This window comes from Vibrio kasasachensis (assembly GCF_050337565.1).
Classification (GTDB): domain Bacteria; phylum Pseudomonadota; class Gammaproteobacteria; order Enterobacterales; family Vibrionaceae; genus Vibrio; species Vibrio kasasachensis.
In genome coordinates, this window is the sequence record NZ_JAKJTB010000022.1 from 22,456 (window position 1) to 46,858 (window position 24,403).

Sequence of the window (24,403 nt, forward strand, 5' to 3'; positions counted from 1 at the left end):
TCAGTCTGAGGAAATTACTATGAAAAAGTCTAATCTTGCTGTAACTGCTGCTATCACTGGTCTAATTGCTCTAGGCGGCACTATGCTAACCGCAGCACCAGCAGTCGCAGCAGAAAAAGAAAAGTGTTATGGCGTGGCTAAAGCAGGCAAAAATGACTGCGCAACAAAAACCAGCTCTTGTGCTGGTACAGCCAAAGAAGATAGCCAAAAAGATGCATTCGTAGTTGTTCCTAAAGGGCTTTGCGACAAACTTGCCGGTGGTAGCACCGAGTAACCGTCATATGAGTTTGGCGCGCTGCTGCTCAACCGGCGCGCGCCCTCTAAATCTACTTCATTTCGTTAGGGACAACTTGTGACTTCAGCCACTCAACACCCTCTTATCGGTATCGGTCTACGCGCACCACATCTGGACTACTTCTTAACCGAGCCTGCGCAACTCTCTTGGTTAGAGATCCACAGTGAGAACTATTTCAAGCCCGATTCTATTGCTCGACAACAATTGAGAAAAATTCGTCAGCAATACCAAATTAGCTGTCATGGAATAGGTTTATCACTTGGCAGTGTTGAGCGCATTAACCGCCAACATCTTCAACAACTTGGCTCGCTAGTAAATGAGATAGAGCCGATGTTAGTTTCTGATCACCTAAGCTGGAGTGAAAACGGTGGTCACTACTTCAATGACTTGCTGCCACTACCATACACCGAAGAGGCACTTAATGTTTTTTGCCGTAATGTATTGGAAGTGCAAGATGTACTGAAACGCCCAATGCTAATTGAGAACCCATCTAGCTATCTCAAATTTACCCACTCTACCATTGCTGAATGGGACTTCCTTGCTGAGGTTCAACAACGCACACAGTGCCGATTGCTGCTCGACTTTAACAATATCCATGTCTCAGCATTTAACCATGGTTTTACCGCGAATGAATACTTAGCTGGGATTCCTATCGATGCCGTCGATGAAATTCATTTGGCAGGCTTTACTGTAAAACAACTCGATAAAGGCGAAATTTGGATTGATACCCACAGCCGTCCTGTCAGCGATGAAGTTTGGCAGTTGTTTCAATCATGGGTGACTCAACATGGTGCAAGACATACATTAATCGAGTGGGATCTGGATATTCCTGAACCTGAGGTTTTGCTTTCTGAGGCTGCAAAAGCCAGTGCGATTGTACGTAGCATAGAGCTTACTGCTGCAAGGGAGGCATCATGAATCTCGCCGATCTTCAGCATCAATTTTCCCGCGCCATCCACTACCAAGCCAGTGGTGAAGAGTGTTCCATTGTTAGCGACGTATTTAGTGCTGACGAACGAATGCAAATCTATCGAAATAACTTCATCATCAGCTTAAGTGAAGTTTTGCAGGCTACTTACCCCATGGTACAAGCACTGCTCGGGGAGGAGTGCTTTGCTCAAGTTGCCCGTCATCACGTACTTAATCAGCCTTTAACTCGTGGTGATGTCACTCACTACGGTGAACACTTTGACCACTCACTGAAGCAGTTTGATGCAGTGATGCAAGCCGCGCCTTATATTGCGGAAGTCGCCCGTTTTGAGTGGTCACTTGATGTGAGCCAACAGCTCTTTTCACGCAATAATTCCGTTCAATACGACTTGGTAGACTTAGCTAAAATACCCACAGAGCAACACGCTAATATCCGCTTTCACTTACACCCTGATGTCGTGTTGCTTACAAGTCCTTTTGCCGTCTATGCGTTACAACAAGCAATAACCCATCACGATGAACAACTCTCAAGTTTGGATATTCAACAAGCTCAGCAAGGTGTCTGTGCTTGTAATGAATCTGGAGAAGTCTGGAGTCTAGCGCTCGATCAAAATAGCTATCAATTACTTGATGGTTTCTACCAACAACTCACGCTAGGTGGCATAGAACCACAATGCCTCAGCGCGTTGAATAAAATCATCGAACTCAATTTGCTTGCCGGATTTTCGTTACCACCTCAACTGGCGAGCGAATAGTATTTAGGAGAGAACCATGACAACAAAAAACATGATTGAGACCTATGATGACCTGATAAGCAAACTGCAATGTATGTTCGTACCGCTACTGCTGCTATTTTGTCGTTTATGGGTTGCTTGGGTTTTCTTCAATTCTGGCTTAGTAAAAATAGCCACTTGGGATAGCACGCTATATTTGTTTGAATTGGAATACCAAGTGCCCTTCTTACCATGGGAACTCGCCGCTTACATGGGCACAGCCGCCGAACTGATCCTCCCAGTATTCCTTGCACTTGGCTTACTGACTCGCCCAATGGCAGCCATATTGTTTGTATTCAATATTATCGCCGTCGTCTCCTATCCTGCTCTTTGGGAACAAGGGTTCTATGACCACCAGCTCTGGGGATTAATGATTCTTATCGTGATCGTTTGGGGACCGGGACCAATCTCCGCTGATAAGCTCATTAAAAACAAACTGCAAAGCTAACCCCAATACATCACACAGCAAAAAGCCTTCCAAGAGGAAGGCTTTGTTATCTCTGATCAGCCAAATCTAGAACTAAGCCAAACTAGTTGGCGGTGTAGCTAGGCGTCCAAAGAGCAAAGCCTCTTAAAACCTAATCATTCTCAAAGTAGTTGAGAGTTTCTGCTAAGCAGCAAAGTTGGAGCTATCTAGGAGCATAGTGAACCATTCTTTTGAGAACGGTGACTAGAAGCGGAAACTGCCGCTAACAACGCAGAAAACTCAAATACGAAGAGAATTAAGCGATGATGCCTGAATGACGCAATAGAGCATCAATCTGTGGCTCACGACCTCTAAAGCGCTTAAACAGCTCCATTGGCTCTACACTTCCACCCATTTCTAGGATGTTATTCAGAAAACTTGAACCGGTTTCTTTATTGAATATGCCTTCCTCTTCAAAACGTGAAAACGCATCTGAAGAGAGTACTTCTGCCCATAGGTAGCTGTAGTAGCCTGCACTGTAACCACCAGCAAAAATATGGCTAAAGCCATGTGAGAAACGGTTCCACTCTAAACCAGGCCAAACCGCGACTTTCGATTTCACATCCGCTAACGTTTCTAATACGCGTGGACCAACTTCTGGGTCGTATTCTGTGTGCAAAGTAAAATCAAACAAACCTAGCTCTAGCTGACGCAGAATAAACATCGCTGATTGGAAGTTTTTCGCCGCGAGCATTTTGTCTAACATCTCTTTTGGTAGCGGTTCGCCTGTCTCATAATGACCAGAGATGAACGAAAGTGCTTCTTCTTCCCAGCACCAGTTTTCTAAGAACTGACTTGGTAGTTCAACGGCATCCCACGGTACACCGTTGATACCGGAAACTGCACCCGCATCCACTTGAGTCAGCATATGGTGAATACCATGACCAAACTCATGGAATAAAGTGACCACTTCATCATGTGTAAATAGCGCTGGCTTATCACCTACTGGTTTATTGAAGTTACAAGTAAGGTACGCCACTGGGCTTTGAAGCTCGCCAGATTGAGTAACACGACGACCACGACAATCATCCATCCACGCGCCACCACGTTTGTGCTCGCGAGCATACAAATCTAGATAGAAGCTACCTCGTAGTGAACCTTCACCATCAAAAATATCAAAGAATCGAACTGATTCATGCCAAGTATCGATGCCTTCGCGCTCTTTTACTTGCATATCAAACACGCGGTTTAGCACTTCAAACAAACCACTTACTGCTTTTTCTTCAGGGAAGTAAGGGCGTAGCTCTTCGTCCGAGATTTGGAAAAGATGTTGTTTATGTTTTTCACTGTAGTAACCAATATCCCACAGGTTTAGCTCTGCAACACCAAAATCACTTAGAGCAAATTGGCGTAGCTCTTCCGCTTCACGCTCACCTTGAGGCTTCGCTTTAGTGGCAAGGTCGTTCAAGAAACCTAACACCTGATCTGGCGTTTCTGCCATTTTGGTGGCGAGTGACTTTTCACTGTAAGAACTAAAGCCCAACATGCGTGCCACTTCATGGCGCAATTTCAGTTTCTCGGCGATGATTTCACTGTTGTCCCATTTACCCGCATTTGGACCACGGTCCGATGCGCGAGTCACGTACGCTTCATACAACTCTTGGCGTAGGGCTTGGTTATCACAGTAAGTCATAACTGGCAGATAAGACGGAATATCCAACGTCAGCAAATAACCGTCCAGATCTTTCGCTTGGGCAGATGCTTGGGCAGCAGCTAAGGCAGACTCAGGCATTCCTGCCAGCTCCGCTTCATCAGTAATATGTTTACTCCAGCCCATGGTGGCATCCAACACATTGTTTGAGAACTGAGATCCTAGCTCTGACATGCGTTTACTGATCTCACCATAGCGGCGCTGTTCTTCTACTGGTAAACCAATGCCTGACAACTCAAAGTCACGTAATGCATCAGTAATGGTTTTTTGCTGCGCTTGGTTTAATGCCACAAATGCTTCACTTGCTTTGATTGCTTTGTACGCATCAAACAAGCCTTTATGCTGACCAACCCAAGTGCCATATTCAGATAGGATTGGCAGGCAACTTTCATATGCTTCACGCAACTCGTCACTATTCATCACCGAATTCATATGACTCACTGGTGACCAAATGCGGCTTAAGCGGTCATCCACTTCTTCGATTGGTGCAATGATTGTGTCCCAAGTAGGAGCACTGTTGTTTGCCAGTGCTTGTTCAATCTTGTCGCGGCAATCACTAATCGCTTGCTCGACTGCTGGCTTGATGTGTTCCGGCTTAATTTGCGAGAACGGCGGTAAGTCGATAAAGGTAAGAAGCGGATTAGACATAATGCATTCCTTTTGTTTGCACAAAGCGAACTGACGAGTTCGTTTTTTTTAATAATTACATGTTAGTTAAATATAGGTAAGTTAAGTGATTTTCAATAGGCGTCTCGATGATTATGGTCACAAGCTTGTAGAAATAGGCACTAAATTAGTTAACTTGACGAAATCAAACTGCAAACGGCAAATACTGCATCTTCAACAAACTTGGGTATATACTAAGCCGTATTATCAATCCTATGACTATGGTCTAAAAGACCGTTGAGAGTGTCCCTTGCTGAGTTATCGTCACAGTTTTCATGCAGGCAACCATGCCGACGTCGTTAAGCACATTGTGCAAAGCCTTATCCTTGATGCGCTAAAGCAAAAAGATAAGCCTTTTGTATACCACGATACCCATTCAGGTGTTGGTCGTTACGACTTAACCCACGAATGGTCTGAAAAAACCGGCGAGTATAAACAAGGCATTGCGCGCATTTGGGATAAATCCAACCTTCCGCAAGATATCAAAAGCTATATTGACTCGATTACTGCGCTCAATAACGGTGAAGCTCTGCGTTACTACCCAGGTTCGCCTCGTGTAGCTCGTGCACAAATCCGCCCACAAGACCGCATGATACTGACAGAGTTGCACCCAAGCGATTACCCATTACTTGAACAAGAGTTCCATCGCGATCCTCTCGTCAGTATTTACAAGGAAGATGGCTTCCAACGATTAAAAGCAAGCTTGCCTCCTCAAGAACGTCGTGGGTTGGTATTAATTGATCCACCATACGAACTGGCCAAAGAGTACCGTGATGTGGTGCAAGCCATTCGCCAGAGCCATAAGCGTTGGGCAACCGGTATTTACGCTATTTGGTACCCTGTGGTTAACCGTTGCGATATTGAAGATATGATTGAAGGGCTGGAAGGGCTTGGCATTCGTAAAATACTTCAAATCGAACTTGGTGTCTCACCTGATACTAACGAGCGCGGTATGACAGCCTCAGGCATGATTGTAATCAATCCACCTTGGATGCTGGAAAATCAAATAAAAGAAATTCTGCCTTTCCTACAAGAAGCGATAGCACCAGCGACAGGTCACTGGAAAGTCGATTGGATTGTGCCGGAATAAATCAAATCTGAGAGGGCGGATTGAGTTCAACCAATCTGCCCTTATTATCATTATGGAATATAAAAATTAATGCAGGGAGCAGAAGGCAATGCCTTCCCCTAACACTTATTGGAGAAAGTAATGACGACACATTTTGACTATATCTGTATTGGTGGCGGTAGTGGCGGTATTGCATCAGCAAACCGAGCGGCTATGCACGGCGCTAAAGTCGCTCTTATTGAAGCAAAAGATCTTGGCGGCACCTGCGTTAATGTGGGTTGTGTACCTAAAAAAGTGATGTGGCATGGTGCTCAGGTTGCAGAAGCAATCAATCTTTACTCTGCAGACTACGGCTTTGATGTCGAAGTAAAAGGCTTTGATTGGAGCAAGTTAGTTGAAAACCGCCAAGCTTATATTGGTCGTATTCACCAGTCTTACGATCGCGTGCTGGGCAACAACAAAATAAACGTAATTAAGGGCTTTGCTACCTTTATCGATGAGAACACAGTTGAAGTAGACGGTGAGCAGTACACTGCCGATCATATCCTAATCGCAGTAGGCGGTCGCCCAACTATCCCTAGCATTCCTGGCGCAGAATATGGCATCGACTCAAACGGCTTCTTTGATTTGGCTGAACAGCCAAAACGCGTTGCTGTGGTGGGTGCAGGTTATATTGCTGTTGAAATTGCTGGTGTGCTGAGTGCACTGGGTACAGAAACACACCTATTCTGCCGTAAAGAATCACCACTACGTAGCTTTGACCCAATGATCATCGAAACATTGGTTGAAGTGATGAACGCAGAAGGTCCGGCACTGCATACACACTCCGTACCAAAAGAAGTGGTCAAAGAAGCAGACGGTAGCCTAACTCTTCACCTAGAAAACGGTGAGAGCCAAAATGTTGACCAGCTTATTTGGGCTATCGGTCGCCATCCAGCAACAGACGCGATCAACCTCAGCGCAACGGGTGTTGCAACGAACGATCGTGGCTACATAAAAGTCGATGAATATCAACAAACCAACGTAAAGGGCATCTACTGTGTTGGTGATATCATGGAAGGTGGCATTGAATTAACGCCAGTCGCGGTAAAAGCGGGTCGTCAGCTATCTGAGCGTCTATTCAACAACAAAACCAACGCAAAAATGGATTACAACCTAGTTCCAACGGTTGTATTTAGTCACCCACCAATCGGCACGATTGGTCTTTCTGAGCCAGAAGCGATCGCACAATACGGCGAAGAAAATGTGAAGGTTTACACTTCAGGCTTTACCGCAATGTACACGGCTGTCACTCAGCACCGTCAACCATGTAAAATGAAACTAGTTTGCGCTGGTGATGACGAAAAAGTTGTTGGTCTGCACGGTATTGGTTTTGCCGTTGATGAAATGATCCAAGGCTTTGGCGTCGCAATGAAAATGGGCGCAACCAAAGAAGATTTCGATGCTGTCGTCGCGATCCACCCAACCGGCTCTGAAGAATTTGTTACCATGCGCTAACTGCGTCAACAAATAACGAAATCACAGAACAAATAAACTGGTTATAGATATCGTATGTTTATAACCAGTTTTTTATTCAACTGAATCTGACGTTAATAGAAAAACACTAATAACATCATCAACGGACAAACAAACTTCACGTACCAAGGCCAAATTTTCCAAAACACCCCTTCGGTTAGTTCTGGGTTGCCTTCTTTCATCGTCTGCAGTAAACGATCTCGTCGCAATACCCAAGTCAACATCAAACCAAATACCAGTGCCAGCAGTGGTTGAGCATAGACTGTCGTGAGTGTGACGACCAAACCAAATAAGCTATTAAAGTTAAGTACAATAATACTTGCCACTATTGCGACGGCTCCACCAACGACCCACACCGCTCGACTTCTCGGTAACTCTGTTTCTTCGGTTAATGTATTCACTGGTGCTTCCAACATAGAAATCGCCGAAGTCAGCGCAGCGATAACCATCAAAGCAAAGAACCCGATAGCAAGAATAGAGCCCGCCGTTCCAATCACATCAAACATGGCCGGCAACACCGTAAATACCAATGTATCCGATGATAATAGGCTGCCTTCGGGCGTATATATTTGCACACCGTTATTTTGCGCGACAAACATCGCTGGCAATATTAATAATCCAGCCAAGAAAGCGACCGAAGTATCCAAACCGGCCACAACTGCCGCAGTTCTTGGCAAATTGTCTTCACTATTTAGATAACTGCCGTAGACCATTAAAGCGCACACACCAATAGATAGTGAAAAGAACGCTTGCCCCATAGCACTGACTATCAAATCCGGATTCATGACCTGGCTAAAGTCTGGCACCAAATACATCTCTAGACCTACCATTGCTCCCGGTAGGGTCAAAATGTAAGCCGTCATCAATAACAGCAATGCAAACAATAAAGGCATGAGTCGACTAGACCAACGCTCAATACCATTCGCGACTCCTCTACCCACCACTTTAATCGTCAAGACAAGAAAGAGAAGCATCATGATAAGGTTACGGCTGGTTGAAAACTCCATTAACCAATTTGCAATGCTTTCCATACCAAGCAGAGAAAAAATTGGTGCCGCCATGAAAGCAACTAACCAGCCTGAAATAATGGCGTAAAAAGAAAGGATCAACGACAGAGCGACAATACCCAACACGCCCACCAGCGCACCCATTTTTTGCCAACGAGGGGATTCACCTAAAGCACGTAAAGACGCGACTGGGTTGCGTTTAGTTAACCGACCAATTGCCAATTCCGCCACTAACATCGGATAAGCAAGGATGACCACCATAACAAGGTAAACCAACAAAAAAGCTCCACCACCATTTTGGGCTGCTTGGGTTGGAAAACCCCAGATATTACCAACGCCAACGGCAGAGCCCGCTGCCGCAAAAATGAAACCAATACGCGATGAGAAACCTTGGCGAACTGCAGACATATTCAAGACCTCTCATTACAGAGAGAGTACGGGGTGAGATTTTTGTTTGTTTTCATAATTTCCTCATTACGGTTTAAAATTATCTGACCGAGAGAGGAATGGGGAAATTGAAATTACTAGACCGCCAACCCTCTTTAGGGCCAGCAAAGCGACTAACCCTAGTTAATAAAAACTAGAGTAAAGCTAAATCGACAGTTAGCTGTAGGCAGTAGACAGCGAAGGTTTAAGTTATTCAAATTGTACACAGAGACCTCCACTAAACGAAAATACGATAGTAATAACCTACAGTGCCCTTGTAACAATGTAAACCCCTATTTCATGCATCATAATAGCTCACCAATACATCCACACTAGGTTGGGCTATTCAGAGCAAGACTCACCAACCAGCATCGACACTGTAAATATGAAACAAAGCTAGTACTTTAGTGCGAGTCAATTCATGTATCCATTTTATAGTTCAAACTTGTCATATTCTGTAACCAATTACCTTTCTAAACTATAAGCGCCTCATCACATATCAATATCGATAGTGTGCAGTAATGGATTACATGGAGAGTTTTATGCGCAACTGGAGTCATCTGTCGATCCGAACTCGGATTTTTATTACTTTTTCTCTACTGATCCTCATCAGTATTGCTAGCGTTTCTTTATATTTGGCAAGTCACGATTTTAAACAACAAAAGCGAGCCCTGCTCAACGAAACTATTCCTGGGCAACTCGATAGCTTAGGGGCAAAAATTACCAATTCTTTACTTCCTTCCATCAATCACGCGCAAGCATTGACCGAATCACTTGAGGTCGCTCAATGGTTAAACTCTCCATATTTAGCGGAAGATGCCACACCAATTAAAAATAGCTTCAATCACATCAAAAGCTTATCGGAAGCCGATATTTTATTTTTAAGTGCTGAAAGCGCTTATGGACAAGAGTACTTTGTTGAAGCGGGTGGCGAGTTTAACCGCATGTTGCTAGAAGCTTATGCAAATGGAGACTTCTACCAAGCGTTTGTTGCTAAAAATCAAGATTATGAACTCAACCTTGATGAAGTAAACGGCAACAAATTTATGTTCATCAACTACCGCAGTAGCAAGCAGAAAGTTGACTCGGACGAGCCTTTTGTGGTGGCCGGTCTCGGAGTAAACGTAAACAGCATGGTGACTTTGGTTGAGAATCAATCTATTGGTCAAAGTGGCAAGGCAATGCTGGTTGATGAGCGGGGCAATCTTGATGTCATGCCAGAAGGCAGTGTTATCAATCCTGAAAATAGTGTTTACGCCTTTGAAGGGATACTCGATAAAACACAAAACTTCCAAATCATCACACGTGAAGTCAACGAAAAAGAACTATTTATCGCAACCAAATGGGTACCTACGATTCAACGATTTGTGGTGTTAGAAACACCAACGTCAGAGCTGATGGCGCCTATGATGACCATGGCGTGGAAAACACTGGTTGTTTCATTGGTTGTCGGAGCCATCGCAATTATGGTGATGTTCTGGCTGGTTAACGCCTTAATCAGACCACTTCGTCAGCTTACTGAAGGTATCGAGCATACAGCAACACAGCTCCACCTTGGCAAGCATGTTGAGGTGGATGATAACGCCGAAATTGGCGATGTAGCAAAGCAATTCAACTACTTCCTAGATTGCTTGCAAGAAGCGATGCGGCAAGTAAAACATACCACCGAAAGCTCGGCAAAAGCCGCTTACACACTGAAAAATAATTCTGAACAAGTCAATCGCGCCTCCCAAGAACAGCAAGGATCTTTGGACAACATTGCCACTACCACGCAACAAATAAACGTCGCATTGGACGGTCTTGCCATCTTCTGTGATGAGATCAAAGCGGTTTCGGAAAATGGGCAGTTATCTTTAACTCAAACTGAAACCATCATGGATAGCAGTGTCTCCAGCACTCAAGCCTTACAAGCAAATATGGAAAAGAGCCAGCAAGACCTAAACGATTTGAATACTCATACCGATAGAATCCTAAAAGTACTTGAAGTGATCAGTGGTATCTCTGAACAAACCAACCTGCTTGCACTTAATGCTGCTATCGAAGCCGCACGAGCTGGTGAACATGGTAGAGGCTTTGCCGTGGTAGCAGATGAAGTACGCAGCCTCTCACAGCGCACTCATGATTCCACCACGGAGATTCAAGAAATCATCAATAGCTTAATGTCTGCCGCTGCAAATGTGACCGAACAAATGTCATTTATTCACAAAAGCAGTGAAAGCAGTCTTACAGAGCAGAATCAAGCATCACAATCGCTCAGCGAGTTGAGAACAGAATTGGTCAAGCTGTTTGATATGAATGCAAAAATTGCCGATGAAACTCGCTCTAGCAGCGATAGCCTCAATGACATTAGCAGCCACATAGAGAACATCGCAGTACAAGGGCATCAACGCGAGATCCTTCTGGCAAATAGTCGTGAAGCTTGCAACAGCATTGTTGGCTCCATGCAAGGATTAACTAAAGATGTCGCCAGCTTTAAAGGGGTAAATTAAAAGGGGAATACACAATCGATTTTTCTTTAGTCATTGGTCGGACCCAGCGACTAGAAGCCAAAATGGCAACCTTTCGATTGGTGTGCAAGATAAGTTTTACAAGCAAGATAAATAGACAACAGTGGTTTAATTACCCCCATATAGCCCCCTAATCATCACTTAAAATAAAAAGAGCCGACAATTGTTACTGTTGGCTCTTTTGCTTTAACAGGCTATATCGTCAATGTTATCCCACACACATCACGTTCAACAGTGACTTACCAGAAGTAGTGGTGATTTTTCCACTGGTAAACAAAGCTGTGTTCTCCGCTCCCCAATAAGGCAAGAACATAGGCCATTGATTGCTCTTCATTACTTTGGCTTCAAGCAGAGCCTGCCACTGTTGTTTGTTTGGCAACCTCATATTGAGTTGTTGGCATACCTTAGTCGCAGTCTCGAAATTTAAACGATTCCATGGCTTGTCATACTCCATATAGAATTGCGCGTCACTAAATGGTAAATACGGCACTTTATAGTGCACATTACCAACCTTCACTTCACGACGAATTGAAATTTCTAAAGACTCAGGCTCTGAAGATTCGACCACAGGTGTGTTTTTTTTTGCCGCGACTTTGGCGGGCTTTACTGGGGGAATAATCGTCGTGGATTGACGTTCGGAAGTCACTTTTGCAGCAGCCGCAGTACGAGTGTTGGTTTTTATTGGTTTATCGATGACACTGCCACTTGTCTTTGTTACCCCTTCGACAACTTCACGAATAAATGCCTGCTTATAAGGTTTGAGGCTCTTAACCGCTTTGAGATCTTTGCTTGCTTGAGCAAAATCTTGGTAAGGACCGATTAAACAGCGTGCATTTTTACCTTCAATTTTTGCCCACACATCCGTAGAAATATGCTGATAAATACTTTTGGCTTCATCAACTGACAATGGCTTTGCCAATACGCCGCATTGAATCCAAAATGTCGATTTTTCACCTTTTGGCTGCTGCTTACCCCATAAACCCTTGCCTATTGGGCAAGAGGAGGACAAAAGTGGAAGTTCTTGAGTTGATGTCTGTTTGGCATCACAAAGAAATTCTTCCGCACTAGCAGGCGATGCAAGCCAAGCTCCACTCAGCGCGACAACCGTCAGTAACTTGGCGCGTGTAGTTGATAGTGGCAGCAATTTTATATCCATATTGGTTAATCGACCTTTGTTGTTATTTGTTTGACTATGAGAGGCATGACGATGAAATAGACCCTTTTTAGAGTCACTTAATGTTAAGACATTGCTTTTGATATTCATCTAGACCTCACCAACAAACTGCGTCTTGTCATCATAAAATAATGACTGTTGAGAAAATGTAGATGCAAAAAAAGAGCCGCAATAAATTTTGGCTCTCAGTTTAAGCACATTTTGATGTCAAACAATCGGTTCGATCACCCTTTCGAACATACGTTTAGCGATTTAGAGTTCGACAGTCTGCAAAAAAATCGAGCTTCGACTAATAACCTCCATAATACTAAGTAAAGAGCAATAATCAGCCGCTAAACAGCCCAACGCGCTATCAGACAATAGTTTACCCAAACATCGTCACATTCCAGCACTATCGAAGATCGCATATTTATCAACTCGCCCAAGCAGATATAAAAAAACCGCGAATAAATCGCGGCTTTTCATTGGCTATTGAAATCGTTAACCTTTATATATTTTCGGGTTAAAGACATCTCGGAGCCAGTCACCCAATAGATTAATAACCAAGACTAAGGTTACCAAAACAATACCAGGGAAGGCTGTAATCCACCACGCTCCAGAGAAGATGTAATTGAAGCCAATACTAATCAATGCACCCAATGATGGTTGATCTACCGGCAAACCTAAACCTAGGAAAGACAGTGCCGCTTCCGACATAATCGCGTTTGCCACTTGAACGGTCGAGATCACCAAAATCGGCGACAGACAGTTTGGTAAAATGTGACGGAACATAATACGTGGTGCTTTAAAGCCCATCACACGAGCGGCTTCAACATACTCTTTCTTCTTCTCTGCCAAAACCGATGCACGAATAGTACGTGCATACTGTGGCCACTCAGCAATACCAATAATCACCACCAACATCATCACAGCATATTGGCTATAAAATTCGCTACCAAAACTGGCTTTGAAAATTGCCGAAACAATAATGGCCACCATCATGGTGGAGAAAGAGAGTTGCACATCGGCAAAACGCATTAAGAAGCTATCAATACGACCACCGAAGTAGCCTGCTGATAAACCAATCACGATACCTAAGATCAGTTGTAAACCTACTGCCAAAAAACCGATGGTGAGAGAGAGTCGAGAACCATAAAGAATGGTCGACAAAATATCTCGACCTTGTTCATCGGTTCCCAGAACAAAGCGTTCTTCACCGTCTTCCATCCAAGATGGTGGAAGTTCCGAATCCATAAGATCAATCGAATTTAAATCATAAGGGTCCGTTGGTGAGATAATTGGCGCAGCCAACGCCAATAATAAAAACACCATAAAAATAGCGAAGCTGACCATCGCCACTTTATCGCGTAAGAAGTAGTACAGAAAATCCGATTGTTTAAATCGCTCCCAACGGGAAGGAGCAGTTGCTGCTTGGCTCATGATTATGCTCCTTTTCCGGTTAAGTCCACGGTTGGATTTATTAATCCATACATTAAATCGACGATGGTATTAGTCACAACGAAGATTAAACCAACAAAAATAACGTAAGCGGTAATCAACGGAGTGTCGACTCGATTAATTGCTTCAAGGAACAAAAAGCCCATCCCCGGCCATTGGAAAACCGTTTCAGTAAGAATGGTGTACGCCACCATAGTGCCAATTTGCACACCGCCAACGGTTAGCACAGGTAGCATGGTATTTTTAAGTGCATGTTGGTAGTAAATCTTATTCAGTTTCAAACCTTTTGCTTTCGCAAACTTAATGTATTCTGAACTTAACACTTCCAACATTTCAGAGCGGACTAAACGGATAAATAGCGGCAACATGATTGAAGCCAATGAAACACAAGGCAGCACCAAATGAGCTAAACCATCTAAGGTAAAATAGCCCGATTCCCAACCTAGCCAGTTTACCGTATCGCCACGACCATAGGATGGCAGCCAACCTAACTCGATCGAGAAGACATACATCAGCATAATTGCGGTTAAGAATACGGGGATAGAAATACCCACACTACTCATCGCCATAACAACTTTAGTCAAAAAGCTTTTCGGATGGATAGCGGAATAAACACCAAGGGGAATAGATAAAACAACAATAATGACAGCGGCACCAAAAACTAACTCTAACGTTGGTACCAATTTATCCAGAATTACGTCCACAGCAGGACGCTTAAAAAAGTAAGATGTACCTAAATCGCCTTGCAGCGCATTGCCAACAAAACGGGTGTATTTTGTAATGAAGGGATCATTCAAGCCGAGATCATCACGTAAAGCTTGGCGCTCTGATTCAGAAACAGACTGCCCAACAAGCTCACGTAACGGATCGCCCAAGTTATCTTGAATGGCAAACGCCACTAAACTGATCACAAACATCACTATCAGTGCCTGAAACAGGCGATTGACCAGAAACGAAAACATTCCTTGCCCCTTTAACTATCCATAGAAATCTATATGCACTTTCGTGGCAAATAGACAATCAGTCTTAATTTAGGTGCCCAACTCGACTGATATAACGTTAGGCACCGGAGGGAGTTAACCGTGCTGGTTAATCCTTATAACTAAGTACTTACTTAACAACTAAGTCGCCAAAGTAAGGGAAGTTCATACCATTAACGATAGGACCAATTTCCACATTGCTCTTCGCAGCCCATGATGGATCTTGCCAGTGAAGAGGAACAAATGCAGCTTCATCGTACAATGTCGCTTCCACTTGTTTCAGCATCTGACCACGTTTAACAAGATCTGTTTCTGTATTCGAATCATTAACAAGCTTGTCGATTGTCGGGTTAGAGTAACCACCACAGTTGTACTGACCTTTACCTGTATCCGCATCACGCGTCATGGTTAAGAACTCAGTAAAGTTGCCTGAATCTTCTGTATCTGGGTGCCAACCAATCATCAACATATCTGCTGCACATTTATCAAATTCAGGCCAGTATTGAGCTTTCGGCATAGTTTTAAGATCAACCTTAATACCAATTTTAGATAGCATTGCTGCTGATGCTTGTGCAATTTTATCATCATTAACATAGCGGTTGTTTGGCGCCATCATGCTCAGTGAAAAACCATCTTCATAACCGGCTTCTTTCATCAACTGTTTCGCTTTTTTAAGATCAAAGCGTGTCTTCAATCCTTCATCGTATCCGGCATAACCAATAGGGCTTTGCTGAGATGCTGCAGTTGCTGCGCCTTTCATTATTTTCTTAGCAATACCTTCGTTGTTGATCGCGTATACAATCGCTTGACGTACACGCACGTCTTTCAACGCAGGGTTGCTATTTTGGTTCATTTGGAAAGTGATAACACGAGTACCCGGCATAGTGTACAAGTCAACATCACTCGCACCTTTGATACGCTTGTAATCGTTTGGAGAAACAGGCGCAATCATATCTACATCACCAGAAAGCAATGCAGCAACACGAGTCGCATCTTCTTTGATTGGCACGAGTGTGATCTTATCAACGTTACCAGCATCTTTGTCCCAGTAATCAGCAAAGCGCTCAAATTCAACCTTTACGCCTTGTTCACGTGACGTAATGATGAAAGGACCGGTACCAGAAACGTTAGTCGATGCATACGAATTACCATGCTTAACCAATTCTGCTTTGTCTTTGCCGTCTTCTGTCTTACCAGTGTAGAACTTACTATCCATTGGGAAGAGATAAGTCGCAACGTTTTCGATCAATGGGTAAGTGCCGTCGGTTTTAATTTCAAATGTGTAGCCATCTACTTTGGTTAAAGAGACTAATGGCGCAAAGATACCTTTGAAATCAGGCGAACTCTTCAAACGGTCAAATGTCCAAACAACATCATCTGCTGTTAGTTCGTTACCAGAGTGGAATTTCACGCCTTCACGTAGCTTAAAGCGCATTGTTTCGTTATCGATACGCTCCCAAGACTCTGCTAAGCGCGGTTCGAATTTCATATCTTGAGTAAAGCGAACTAGCGGATCAAATACCATGTGCGACAATTGCATTGTACCGCCAGATAGCTGCTCATGTGGATCTAGTGATACTGGGTCAGCATCATACGCAACCGTAATATCAGCTGCGGTTGCACTAAAGCTTAAGCCTGCGGCCATCAAAGCGACTGCGATTTTGCTCTTCATGGTTTTCATTGCATAACTCCTTCATGCGGGATTTCAATCCCTCGTTGTTGTGTTTGCATCTGTAATTCGCTAAGAACCTTTAGCGACTCACGACTTATATTGTTTTTATTTCTTCTCTTAAACCGGTAAATTCCGGCATTAATGAAATCAAATGTTGGCTATATTCGTGCTGAGGTTCGGTAAACAACTGCTCAGTTGGTGCAACTTCAAGCAATGTCCCCATTTGCATCACCCCTACCCGATCGCACATTTGGCGAATAACCGGCAAATCATGGCTGATAAACAACATGGTGAGGTTCAACTCATCTTGCAGATCTTTAAGTAGATTAAGGATTTGCGCTTGAACTGATACATCCAGTGCAGATGTCGGTTCATCACAAATCAGTAGGCGTGGACGTGTAGCTAATGCACGAGCGATAGAAATACGCTGACGCTGACCGCCAGAAAACTCATGTGGGTACTTCAAGCCAGCCATTACGCCCAAACCAACATGATCCAAAAGATCGTTAACGATCTGTCGAGTTTCTGTTTCATTGCGCGTAAGTTTATGAAAACGTATAGGTTCTGCGATGATATCAAACACTTTCATGCGCGGATTCATCGAAGTATATGGATTTTGGAATACCATCTGCATCTGACGGCGCATTGGTCGACGCTCTTTCTCTGACGTCAAAGCCGTGAGGTCAATTCCTTCAAATGTCACGCGTCCTGAGTTCGGTTGGTACAATCCCGCGATAACACGTGCAATGGTTGATTTACCTGAGCCAGATTCACCGACCAAACCAAAGGTTTCGCCTTCGAAGACTTCGAAGCTCACCTGTTTCGATGCTTGAACATACTCTCTGCGGCTTTCAAACAAAGAATCCTTGGTCACAAAGCGAAGGTTTACATCTTCGACCTGCAGTAGCGCACCATTATAGGCTCGCTGATCTTGGCTTTGCCCTAACCAGTGATTTTTAATATCGAGAGGCTTCAGCTCGGATGCTTCTTCGATGTAGCTCACGAGGGGGAAGCGATCAAGCTTCACATCTGAACGTGGTACCGCTGAGATTAAGCTCCGCGTGTAGGAATGATCTGGGTCACCCAAGACTTTCTTCGTTGGACCAAATTCCACCAAATCACCGCGATACATAACCGCAACCCGATCAGTCACGTTAGAAACGACACCCATGTCGTGGGTCACCAACATGCAGCCGACATTATTCTTAACGCACAACTCACGGATAAGGCTTAGGATTTGGTCTTGGATCGAGACATCCAACGCTGTGGTTGGCTCATCAGCAATAATAAGATCTGGTTCACCAGCTAAAGCGATGGCAATAACAACTCTTTGTCGCATACCACCTGAAAATTGGTGGGGATATTGCTTAAGTCGATTTTCCGGCTGGGGTATACCAACTTGTTGCATCAAAGAAAGTGAACGCTGATACGCCTCTTCATCCGACACCTTCATATTGGCGTGAATAGTCTCTTTTAACTGGTGTTCTACAGTAAAAAGAGGGTTGAGCGATGTCATTGGGTCTTGGAAAATAAATCCAATTTTGGAACCACGAACTTTACGCATCTGCTGTGGAGAAAGACCTGAGACTTTTTCCCCTTCGAGGAAAACCTCTCCTCCAGCAATCGTACCCGGAGGACTAAGCAAATCAATAACAGCGTTACCAACTGTCGATTTACCTGCACCCGACTCGCCAACAACACCGACAATTTCGCCACGCTCAATATTGAACGACAATGACTTAACCGCCGCGAGTACCCCGTGTCGAGAAGGATACTCGATACGAAGATTTCTAACTTCTAAAAGTGACATTACCAGACCTCTACTGCTTAGGCAGATCCCTGCCCTGTCTGAAAAACTGAATCCATTCAAATACCAGTATGATGTTCTGGTAGTTACAAGCCTTTCAATTTGGCAAATATCTCACAGGAATGCAACAAAAGCAGTATAAAAAATTGCTTTTGCTCATATTTCAAGCAAGTAATAAACGAAGTAATGCATAAATATTTAGGCAAATAGTTGTTTAGTCCACCAAAGCCATTGCTATAACTTGCTTACTAAGAAATCGAATTGCATAAATAGGCGTGACGACTTATTAACAAAAACGATACATAACACTATCTCTATGGGTAATTACAGATTCAAAATTGATAATTTAATAAATAGGCAGCTAAAAAAACCAATAAGAATTAAATATACCGAGTTAAGGTCTTATCGTAATTGAAAAATAGGGCAGCATTGAAATACAAACAACACGATTTATTGGAATAATAGGTGAAGTGAAAAAGGAACAGGCGAAACAATATTCAGCTTTTAGGTAGGAGACTCCAAGCTTTTAATTGGCATAATTATCACCGTGAGCAATAAACTTGACCGTTCTGGCGCAGAAATTTATCACTGCTCTTACCAAACTTTGGACAATAAAAATTAAACGAGCAGACGCAAAAAAGCCTCGTCATTTCTGACGAGGCTTTTTTATAGTGGTCGGTGAAGAGGGATTCGAACCCCCGACCCTCTGGTCCCAAACCAGATGCGCTACCAAGCTGCGCTATTCACCGACGTAGGTTTTATCTTAATTTTCATTAAGAAAGGGAGCAAAGCTACCTGAATAATGGGGTGGCTAACGAGGCTTGAACTCGCGACAACCGGAATCACAATCCGGGACTCTACCAACTGAGCTATAGCCACCACAATTCTTTTTGTTCACTGCATAATAAAAGCAATAAACTAAATAGTGGTCGGTGAAGAGGGATTCGAACCCCCGACCCTCTGGTCCCAAACCAGATGCGCTACCAAGCTGCGCTATTCACCGACATAGTATTTTTTTACTTGGTTTACGTGATAAAGGATCAACCTCTAGTCTCGATTATTCCAAGAGCCGAGATGCGTTACAAAAACGCGATTCACCGACTTATATTTTATCTCGATTTTCATCAAGAAAGGAAGCAAAGCTACCTAAATAATGGGGTGGCTAACGAGGCTTGAACTCGCGACAACCGGAATCACAATCCGGGACTCTACCAACTGAGCTATAGCCACCACTAAATTTTTTACCGATATCTTCCGGGGTATGGTACGCCCGAAAGGATTCGAACCTTCGACCTTTGGCTCCGGAGGCCAACGCTCTATCCAACTGAGCTACGGGCGCATGTGCCCTATCGGCGGAGTGGAATAATACGGATATCACACTATTGCGTCTAGTACTTTTTCAACTTTTTTTACCGTTTGATGCCTTTTTCAGCAATAAAGACTAAAAAAAGTCGATCCTCGATGTGATGTACCCCTACTCATTGCGAAGTTATTGTTTATTGCAACAACTTATCGAGATATAATCACCCACTGTTTACATTGATTTAACAGCAAAATTAGCTGCTTATCAAATGACACTCTAATTAAAAGGTAAGCATGAACTTACCCTCAGGAATGTATAGTGAGTTTAATGGATATGTCTCGAAAAATATTAACCGCTTTGATCGCTGCAGCAACATTTTCTAGCGCGACTTTTGCAGCAAGTGTAAGCCAAGAACAATATGATGCTATTGCAGAAAGGATTAAACCTGTTGGTGATGTTTATCTCGCGGGCAGCGAGCCGGTCGTCGCTGAACCAAGCGGACCACGCGATGGTGCCACTGTTTACGGTACTTTCTGCACGGCTTGTCACTCAACGGGAATTAGTGGTGCACCTAAAACTGGTGATGCTGGCGATTGGAGTCCACGTATCGCTCAGGGCAGAGATGTAATGAACAACCATGCAATTGTTGGTTTCAATGCCATGCCTGCGAAAGGCACTTGTATGGACTGTTCAGATGATGAAATCATCGCAGCCATCGACCATATGATCGAAGGTCTATAACTGACAAAAAGGCTTGGATAAACCAAGCCTTTTTATTTCTGCATTACTTCTTATTAAACATCGCCCTTAAATTGGCAATGTGCGCCTGTCCTTTTGCCATTCGCTCTTCTTGAGTTACTGGCTTCTTCGTCTGTTCCCATTCCACATCATCAAATGGCAATTCATCTAAAAAACGACTTTGGGTGGGCTTCAACAACTCACCATACTGACGACGCTCACGACACATAGTAAAGTTGAGCTCTTTTTGCGCGCGGGTAATACCTACGTACATTAGCCTGCGTTCTTCCTCAACATTATCTTCATCAATACTGGCTTGGTGAGGCAAGATGCCCTCCTCTGTACCTATCAGATACACATAAGGGAATTCCAGACCTTTAGACGCATGCAAGGTCATCAATTGAACCGCATCGCTATCTTCATCTTCTTCATTACGCTCCATCATGTCGCGAAGCGTTAAGCGCAGTACTACTTCTTTAAGTGTCTTCTCTTCTTGGTCATAGTTGTCACCTTCTAAATCAGAAACAATCCATGAGTAGAGATCAGATACGTTCTTCATTCTCATTTCGGCCGCTTTAGGGCTAGAAGACGTTTCATACAACCAATCTTCGTAGTGAATATCACGCACCAATGAACGCACAGCTTCCACCGTATTACCACGTTCCGCTTGATCGGTTATTGCCACCAGCCACGAAGTAAAGCGACGTAAGTTCTCTAAACCACGCCCAGTTAAATGATGTTCGAGCCCTATCTCAAAGCTTGCTTCAAACAGACTCTTGCCACGCATATTGGCGTAGCTACCCAGCTTCTCAAGCGTGACAGGACCTATCTCACGCTTAGGTGTATTCACAATGCGTAGAAATGCATTGTCGTCGTCAGGGTTCACCAAGACTTTAAGGTAAGCCATGATGTCTTTAATTTCCGCACGCGCAAAAAAGGAGGTACCACCAGAGAGCTTGTAAGGCACTCGGTTTTGCATCAATGATTTTTCAATCAAACGTGATTGATGGTTGCCGCGATACAAAATTGCGTAATGTCGATATTCAGTGCGATTAAGGAATTTGTGCGCAATGATTTCACCCGTCACACGCTCAGCTTCATGTTCTTCGTTTTTCGCCAGCAATACTTTAAGTTTTTCACCATCCGGTAGTTGTGAAAAAAGCACTTTCTCGTAAACGTGCGGATTATTGGCAATCAATATATTCGCGCAACGCAGAATGCGGTTAGTCGAACGATAATTTTGTTCAAGCTTAATAAGCTTCAAATTAGGGTAGTCTTCGCCCAGCAACACTAAGTTCTGCGGTTTTGCACCACGCCAAGAATAAACAGATTGGTCGTCATCTCCCACTACGGTAAAACGTGAGCGCTCACCAACAATAAGACGCACTAACTCATACTGACTGGTATTGGTATCTTGGTACTCATCGACGAGAAGGTAACGAATCTTGTTCTGCCAGCGCTGACGTACCTCTTCATTACCGCGTAATAACAATACTGGCATGAGAATCAGATCATCAAAATCTAGAGCATTGTATGCACGCATCTGCTTTTGGTACATCTCAAAGCAAAAAGCAAACAATTGCTGCTGCTCTCCTTGCGCACGAGCCTTCGCCTCATCGGGCGTAAACATATCATTCTTCCAGTTGGAGATACTGCTTAGTAACTGGCGCAATAAATCTTTATCGCCATCTAACTGTTTTTCTGTCAGCTCTTTAAGTAGCGCCATTTGGTCTTGATCATCAAAGAGAGAGAAACCTGACTTAAGCCCAAGGTGCTTGTGTTCGCGTTTGATAATGTTCAAGCCGAGCGTATGGAAAGTAGACACCATAAGCCCTTTCGCTTCTTGCTTACTTAACGTTTGCCCGACACGTTCTTTCATTTCTCTGGCGGCTTTATTGGTAAATGTCACCGCGGCAATATTACGTGCCTTGTAACCACATTGCTGGACCAAATAAGCAATCTTGTTAGTAATCACTCGCGTCTTTCCTGAGCCAGCACCAGCAAGCACTAGGCATGGGCCTGACACATACTTAACCGCTTGCTCTTGTCCGGGGTTCAGCTTCATGTTGGTCTCATCCAGAAAAATTAATGGCGCCTATAATAATGGCGCAACACAACGATTGCTAATATTTAAATTTGGCACCCAATTTAGGCTTCTACTCGTTGGCTGGAAATCACTTTGACACATTTTTTACTTAATAAGTGCAATAGTCTATTGAACTTTTGCACGCAATTTAGTCTATAATGAATGAACGTTCATTCATTTGTGTGTCATTTAATGGCTAATAAGTTAAGCGTAGATAAAAAGCAGCAAATTCTCAGCGCCGCAGAAACTGTTATTGCGGAGTCGGGTTTTCATGGCTTATCCATGCAGAAAGTCGCCAAACAAGCTGGCGTCGCTGCAGGGACCATCTACTGTTATTTTTCTGACAAAGAGCATCTTCTCGCGGAGGTTCGCCTAAATGTCACGCAACGTATCGCAGACGCAGTACAAGCTGATATTGATGGCACTGAACCGCTTAAAACTCGTTATCGAAAAATGTGGGTCAATACTTGGAACTTAGCGGTCTCAAATAAAAATGCGCTGAGTAACCGAGTTCAATATGACTCATTACCTTGCACCACCGATAACGAGATCCGCGCACAAGAAAAGCTGAAATTCTTTCAGGTGAACAAGCTGTTTGATGATGGCAAGGCACAAGGGGTATTTAAACCCATTGCAAATGAAGTGTTGTCAGGTCTGACATTTGAAGCGTGTGTTGCCATTGCTCGAAAGCACACGCTGGGGTTTTACCATCTGGATGATGAGGCATTCGAAGCCGCTATCAATGCCAGTTGGGATGCAGTAATTAATCACTAACTTGGAGTTCTAACAAGAATGAAAAAGTGGACTTTCTTCATGATTGTCATCGTCGTGCTACTGTTTGGTAGCGTGATTGGTTTCAATCTATTCAAACAACAGAAAATTGCTGAGTACTTAGCAAATCGCCCTGAACCGGAGTTTCCGGTCACAGTGACAGAAATCAAGCCTGTTGATTGGGTGCCAATGATTGAAGCAATCGGTTTCATCGAGCCAAATCAAGGTGTAACAGTGGCCAATGAAACCAGCGGTGTAATTGATCACATCAGCTTCGAGTCCGGAACTCAAGTTGAAAAAGATCAGCCATTGGTCAACCTTGACTCTGAAGTTGAAGTCGCCAACTTGAAAAGCGCACAAGCTAAGTTGCCCGCCGCTCAAGCGAAGTACAAACGCTACCAAGGGTTGTACAAGAAAGGTTCTATTTCTAAAGAAGCTTACGATGAATCAGGTGCTGACTACTTCTCACTAAAAGCGGATATTGAGAGCTTAAAAGCCGCCATTGATCGCCGCGAAATCAAAGCGCCATTTGCTGGTGTGATTGGTATTCGTAATGTGTATTTAGGACAATACTTGCAAGCCGGTACTGATATTGTACGTTTAGAAGATACCACGGTAATGCGTTTGCGCTTCACTGTGCCACAAACAGACATTTCACGAATCATGCTTGATCAACAGGTTGAAATCTTCGTCGATTCTTATCCAGAGACTCCGTTTAAAGGCTCCATTTCAGCAATTGAACCTGCCGTTAATGTTCAAAGTGGTCTTATCCAAGTTCAAGCCGACATTCCAAACAGCGATGGTAAATTGCGTAGCGGTATGTTTGCCCGTGCAAATATCATTCTTCCTAAGCTAGTTGATCAAGTCACCGTCCCTCAAACCGCGATTACTTACACGCTATACGGCGATAATGTCTACATCTTGTCTGAAAACGATGGCGTGATGCGAGTGCAGCAACATGTTGTACAAGTGGGTGAACGTGTCGCAGATATTGCGCACATCTTAGATGGTGTGAAACCTGGCGATGTCATCGTAACGACTGGCCAAGTACGTTTAAGTAATGGTGCGAAAGTACGCGTGGTTGAAAGCGACGCAACGACACCACCAGCTGAAACACCCATGCTGTAATT

General features: G+C 43.8%; 18 protein-coding genes and 5 tRNA genes. 10 read left to right on the plus strand and 13 right to left on the minus strand.

Going from position 1 to position 24,403, the window contains the following annotated elements:
• The first annotated feature begins 19 nt into the window (after positions 1-19).
• From L4C38_RS17535 to L4C38_RS17550, 4 genes are all read left to right on the plus strand, one after another.
• Complete coding sequence (locus L4C38_RS17535; RefSeq protein ID WP_428798848.1) at positions 20-274, plus strand: BufA1 family periplasmic bufferin-type metallophore; 255 nt, start codon at positions 20-22, stop codon at positions 272-274.
• Positions 275-352: 78 nt separating this feature from the next.
• Positions 353-1,213: an MNIO family bufferin maturase gene (gene bufB, locus L4C38_RS17540; RefSeq protein ID WP_428798849.1), complete on the plus strand. Its 861-nt coding sequence runs from the start codon at positions 353-355 to the stop codon at positions 1,211-1,213.
• The gene (locus L4C38_RS17545) at positions 1,210-1,980 is read left to right on the plus strand and encodes an HvfC/BufC family peptide modification chaperone (RefSeq protein ID WP_428798850.1); all 771 of its coding nucleotides are present in this window, start codon (positions 1,210-1,212) and stop codon (positions 1,978-1,980) included. The genes bufB and L4C38_RS17545 overlap by 4 nt, the downstream gene beginning before the upstream one ends.
• A gap of 16 nt (positions 1,981-1,996) precedes the next feature.
• Positions 1,997-2,446, plus strand: coding sequence for a DoxX family protein (locus L4C38_RS17550; RefSeq protein ID WP_428798851.1), 450 nt, complete (start codon positions 1,997-1,999; stop codon positions 2,444-2,446).
• A gap of 274 nt (positions 2,447-2,720) precedes the next feature.
• Here L4C38_RS17550 and prlC read toward each other — a convergent pair whose 3' ends face one another.
• Positions 2,721-4,763 (minus strand): oligopeptidase A, encoded by a 2,043-nt coding sequence (gene prlC / locus L4C38_RS17555; RefSeq protein ID WP_428798852.1) that lies wholly within the window; start codon positions 4,761-4,763, stop codon positions 2,721-2,723.
• A gap of 268 nt (positions 4,764-5,031) precedes the next feature.
• Here prlC and L4C38_RS17560 point away from each other — a divergent pair, with 268 nt between their 5' ends.
• Both L4C38_RS17560 and gorA read left to right on the plus strand, forming a co-directional pair.
• Positions 5,032-5,871, plus strand: a complete 840-nt coding sequence (locus tag L4C38_RS17560; protein ID WP_428798853.1) for a 23S rRNA (adenine(2030)-N(6))-methyltransferase RlmJ — start codon at positions 5,032-5,034, stop codon at positions 5,869-5,871.
• Positions 5,872-5,991: 120 nt separating this feature from the next.
• On the plus strand, positions 5,992-7,347 hold the full coding sequence (gene gorA, locus L4C38_RS17565; RefSeq protein ID WP_428798854.1) for a glutathione-disulfide reductase: 1,356 nt from the start codon (positions 5,992-5,994) through the stop codon (positions 7,345-7,347).
• Between the two features lie 92 nt (positions 7,348-7,439).
• Here gorA and L4C38_RS17570 read toward each other — a convergent pair whose 3' ends face one another.
• Positions 7,440-8,780, minus strand: coding sequence for a sodium-dependent transporter (locus tag L4C38_RS17570; protein ID WP_428798855.1), 1,341 nt, complete (start codon positions 8,778-8,780; stop codon positions 7,440-7,442).
• A 560-nt stretch (positions 8,781-9,340) separates the two neighbouring features.
• On the opposite strand from L4C38_RS17570, the gene L4C38_RS17575 reads away from it, so the two are divergent.
• The gene (locus L4C38_RS17575; RefSeq protein ID WP_428798856.1) at positions 9,341-11,287 is read left to right on the plus strand and encodes a methyl-accepting chemotaxis protein; all 1,947 of its coding nucleotides are present in this window, start codon (positions 9,341-9,343) and stop codon (positions 11,285-11,287) included.
• A 226-nt stretch (positions 11,288-11,513) separates the two neighbouring features.
• Here L4C38_RS17575 and L4C38_RS17580 read toward each other — a convergent pair whose 3' ends face one another.
• From L4C38_RS17580 to L4C38_RS17625, 10 genes are all read right to left on the minus strand, one after another.
• Positions 11,514-12,569 (minus strand): SPOR domain-containing protein, encoded by a 1,056-nt coding sequence (locus L4C38_RS17580; protein WP_428798857.1) that lies wholly within the window; start codon positions 12,567-12,569, stop codon positions 11,514-11,516.
• Positions 12,570-12,959: 390 nt separating this feature from the next.
• Complete coding sequence (locus tag L4C38_RS17585) at positions 12,960-13,898, minus strand: ABC transporter permease (RefSeq protein ID WP_428798858.1); 939 nt, start codon at positions 13,896-13,898, stop codon at positions 12,960-12,962.
• Positions 13,899-13,900: 2 nt separating this feature from the next.
• Positions 13,901-14,878, minus strand: coding sequence for an ABC transporter permease (locus L4C38_RS17590; protein WP_428798859.1), 978 nt, complete (start codon positions 14,876-14,878; stop codon positions 13,901-13,903).
• 148 nt (positions 14,879-15,026) lie between these two features.
• Positions 15,027-16,577 (minus strand): ABC transporter substrate-binding protein, encoded by a 1,551-nt coding sequence (locus L4C38_RS17595; protein ID WP_428798860.1) that lies wholly within the window; start codon positions 16,575-16,577, stop codon positions 15,027-15,029.
• 85 nt (positions 16,578-16,662) lie between these two features.
• Positions 16,663-18,378, minus strand: a complete 1,716-nt coding sequence (locus L4C38_RS17600; protein ID WP_428798861.1) for a dipeptide ABC transporter ATP-binding protein — start codon at positions 18,376-18,378, stop codon at positions 16,663-16,665.
• A 669-nt stretch (positions 18,379-19,047) separates the two neighbouring features.
• Positions 19,048-19,124, minus strand: a tRNA-Pro gene (locus L4C38_RS17605).
• 54 nt (positions 19,125-19,178) lie between these two features.
• A tRNA-His gene (locus tag L4C38_RS17610) sits at positions 19,179-19,254 on the minus strand.
• Positions 19,255-19,301: 47 nt separating this feature from the next.
• Positions 19,302-19,378: transfer RNA gene (locus L4C38_RS17615), tRNA-Pro, on the minus strand.
• A 151-nt stretch (positions 19,379-19,529) separates the two neighbouring features.
• Positions 19,530-19,605 (minus strand) — tRNA-His (locus L4C38_RS17620).
• A gap of 32 nt (positions 19,606-19,637) precedes the next feature.
• Positions 19,638-19,714 (minus strand) — tRNA-Arg (locus L4C38_RS17625).
• 291 nt (positions 19,715-20,005) lie between these two features.
• Here L4C38_RS17625 and L4C38_RS17630 point away from each other — a divergent pair.
• Positions 20,006-20,419: a c-type cytochrome gene (locus tag L4C38_RS17630; protein ID WP_428798907.1), complete on the plus strand. Its 414-nt coding sequence runs from the start codon at positions 20,006-20,008 to the stop codon at positions 20,417-20,419.
• Between the two features lie 43 nt (positions 20,420-20,462).
• On the opposite strand, the gene rep is transcribed toward L4C38_RS17630, so the two are convergent.
• A complete protein-coding gene (rep, locus tag L4C38_RS17635) occupies positions 20,463-22,481 on the minus strand; it encodes a DNA helicase Rep (RefSeq protein ID WP_428798862.1) in 2,019 nt (672 codons plus the stop codon).
• Positions 22,482-22,694: 213 nt separating this feature from the next.
• On the opposite strand from rep, the gene L4C38_RS17640 reads away from it, so the two are divergent.
• On the plus strand, positions 22,695-23,276 hold the full coding sequence (locus L4C38_RS17640; RefSeq protein ID WP_428798863.1) for a TetR/AcrR family transcriptional regulator: 582 nt from the start codon (positions 22,695-22,697) through the stop codon (positions 23,274-23,276).
• A gap of 18 nt (positions 23,277-23,294) precedes the next feature.
• Positions 23,295-24,401, plus strand: a complete 1,107-nt coding sequence (locus L4C38_RS17645) for an efflux RND transporter periplasmic adaptor subunit (protein ID WP_428798864.1) — start codon at positions 23,295-23,297, stop codon at positions 24,399-24,401.
• Positions 24,402-24,403: the final 2 nt, after the last annotated feature.

Excerpts from the sequence above, each read along its gene's own strand:
- L4C38_RS17645 (WP_428798864.1), top strand. The coding sequence starts at position 23,295 with ATGAAAAAGTGGACTTTCTTCATGATTGTCATCGTCGTGCTACTGTTT.
- L4C38_RS17640 (WP_428798863.1), top strand. The coding sequence starts at position 22,695 with ATGGCTAATAAGTTAAGCGTAGATAAAAAGCAGCAAATTCTCAGCGCC.
- L4C38_RS17550 (WP_428798851.1), top strand. The coding sequence starts at position 1,997 with ATGACAACAAAAAACATGATTGAGACCTATGATGACCTGATAAGCAAA.
- L4C38_RS17580 (WP_428798857.1), bottom strand. The coding sequence starts at position 12,569 with ATGAATATCAAAAGCAATGTCTTAACATTAAGTGACTCTAAAAAGGGT.
- L4C38_RS17570 (WP_428798855.1), bottom strand. The coding sequence starts at position 8,780 with ATGTCTGCAGTTCGCCAAGGTTTCTCATCGCGTATTGGTTTCATTTTT.
- L4C38_RS17535 (WP_428798848.1), top strand. The coding sequence starts at position 20 with ATGAAAAAGTCTAATCTTGCTGTAACTGCTGCTATCACTGGTCTAATT.
- L4C38_RS17590 (WP_428798859.1), bottom strand. The coding sequence starts at position 14,878 with ATGTTTTCGTTTCTGGTCAATCGCCTGTTTCAGGCACTGATAGTGATG.
- L4C38_RS17575 (WP_428798856.1), top strand. The coding sequence starts at position 9,341 with ATGCGCAACTGGAGTCATCTGTCGATCCGAACTCGGATTTTTATTACT.
- prlC (WP_428798852.1), bottom strand. The coding sequence starts at position 4,763 with ATGTCTAATCCGCTTCTTACCTTTATCGACTTACCGCCGTTCTCGCAA.
- gorA (WP_428798854.1), top strand. The coding sequence starts at position 5,992 with ATGACGACACATTTTGACTATATCTGTATTGGTGGCGGTAGTGGCGGT.
- L4C38_RS17600 (WP_428798861.1), bottom strand. The coding sequence starts at position 18,378 with ATGTCACTTTTAGAAGTTAGAAATCTTCGTATCGAGTATCCTTCTCGA.
- L4C38_RS17630 (WP_428798907.1), top strand. The coding sequence starts at position 20,006 with ATGGATATGTCTCGAAAAATATTAACCGCTTTGATCGCTGCAGCAACA.
- L4C38_RS17585 (WP_428798858.1), bottom strand. The coding sequence starts at position 13,898 with ATGAGCCAAGCAGCAACTGCTCCTTCCCGTTGGGAGCGATTTAAACAA.
- rep (WP_428798862.1), bottom strand. The coding sequence starts at position 22,481 with ATGAAGCTGAACCCCGGACAAGAGCAAGCGGTTAAGTATGTGTCAGGC.
- L4C38_RS17595 (WP_428798860.1), bottom strand. The coding sequence starts at position 16,577 with ATGAAAACCATGAAGAGCAAAATCGCAGTCGCTTTGATGGCCGCAGGC.
- L4C38_RS17545 (WP_428798850.1), top strand. The coding sequence starts at position 1,210 with ATGAATCTCGCCGATCTTCAGCATCAATTTTCCCGCGCCATCCACTAC.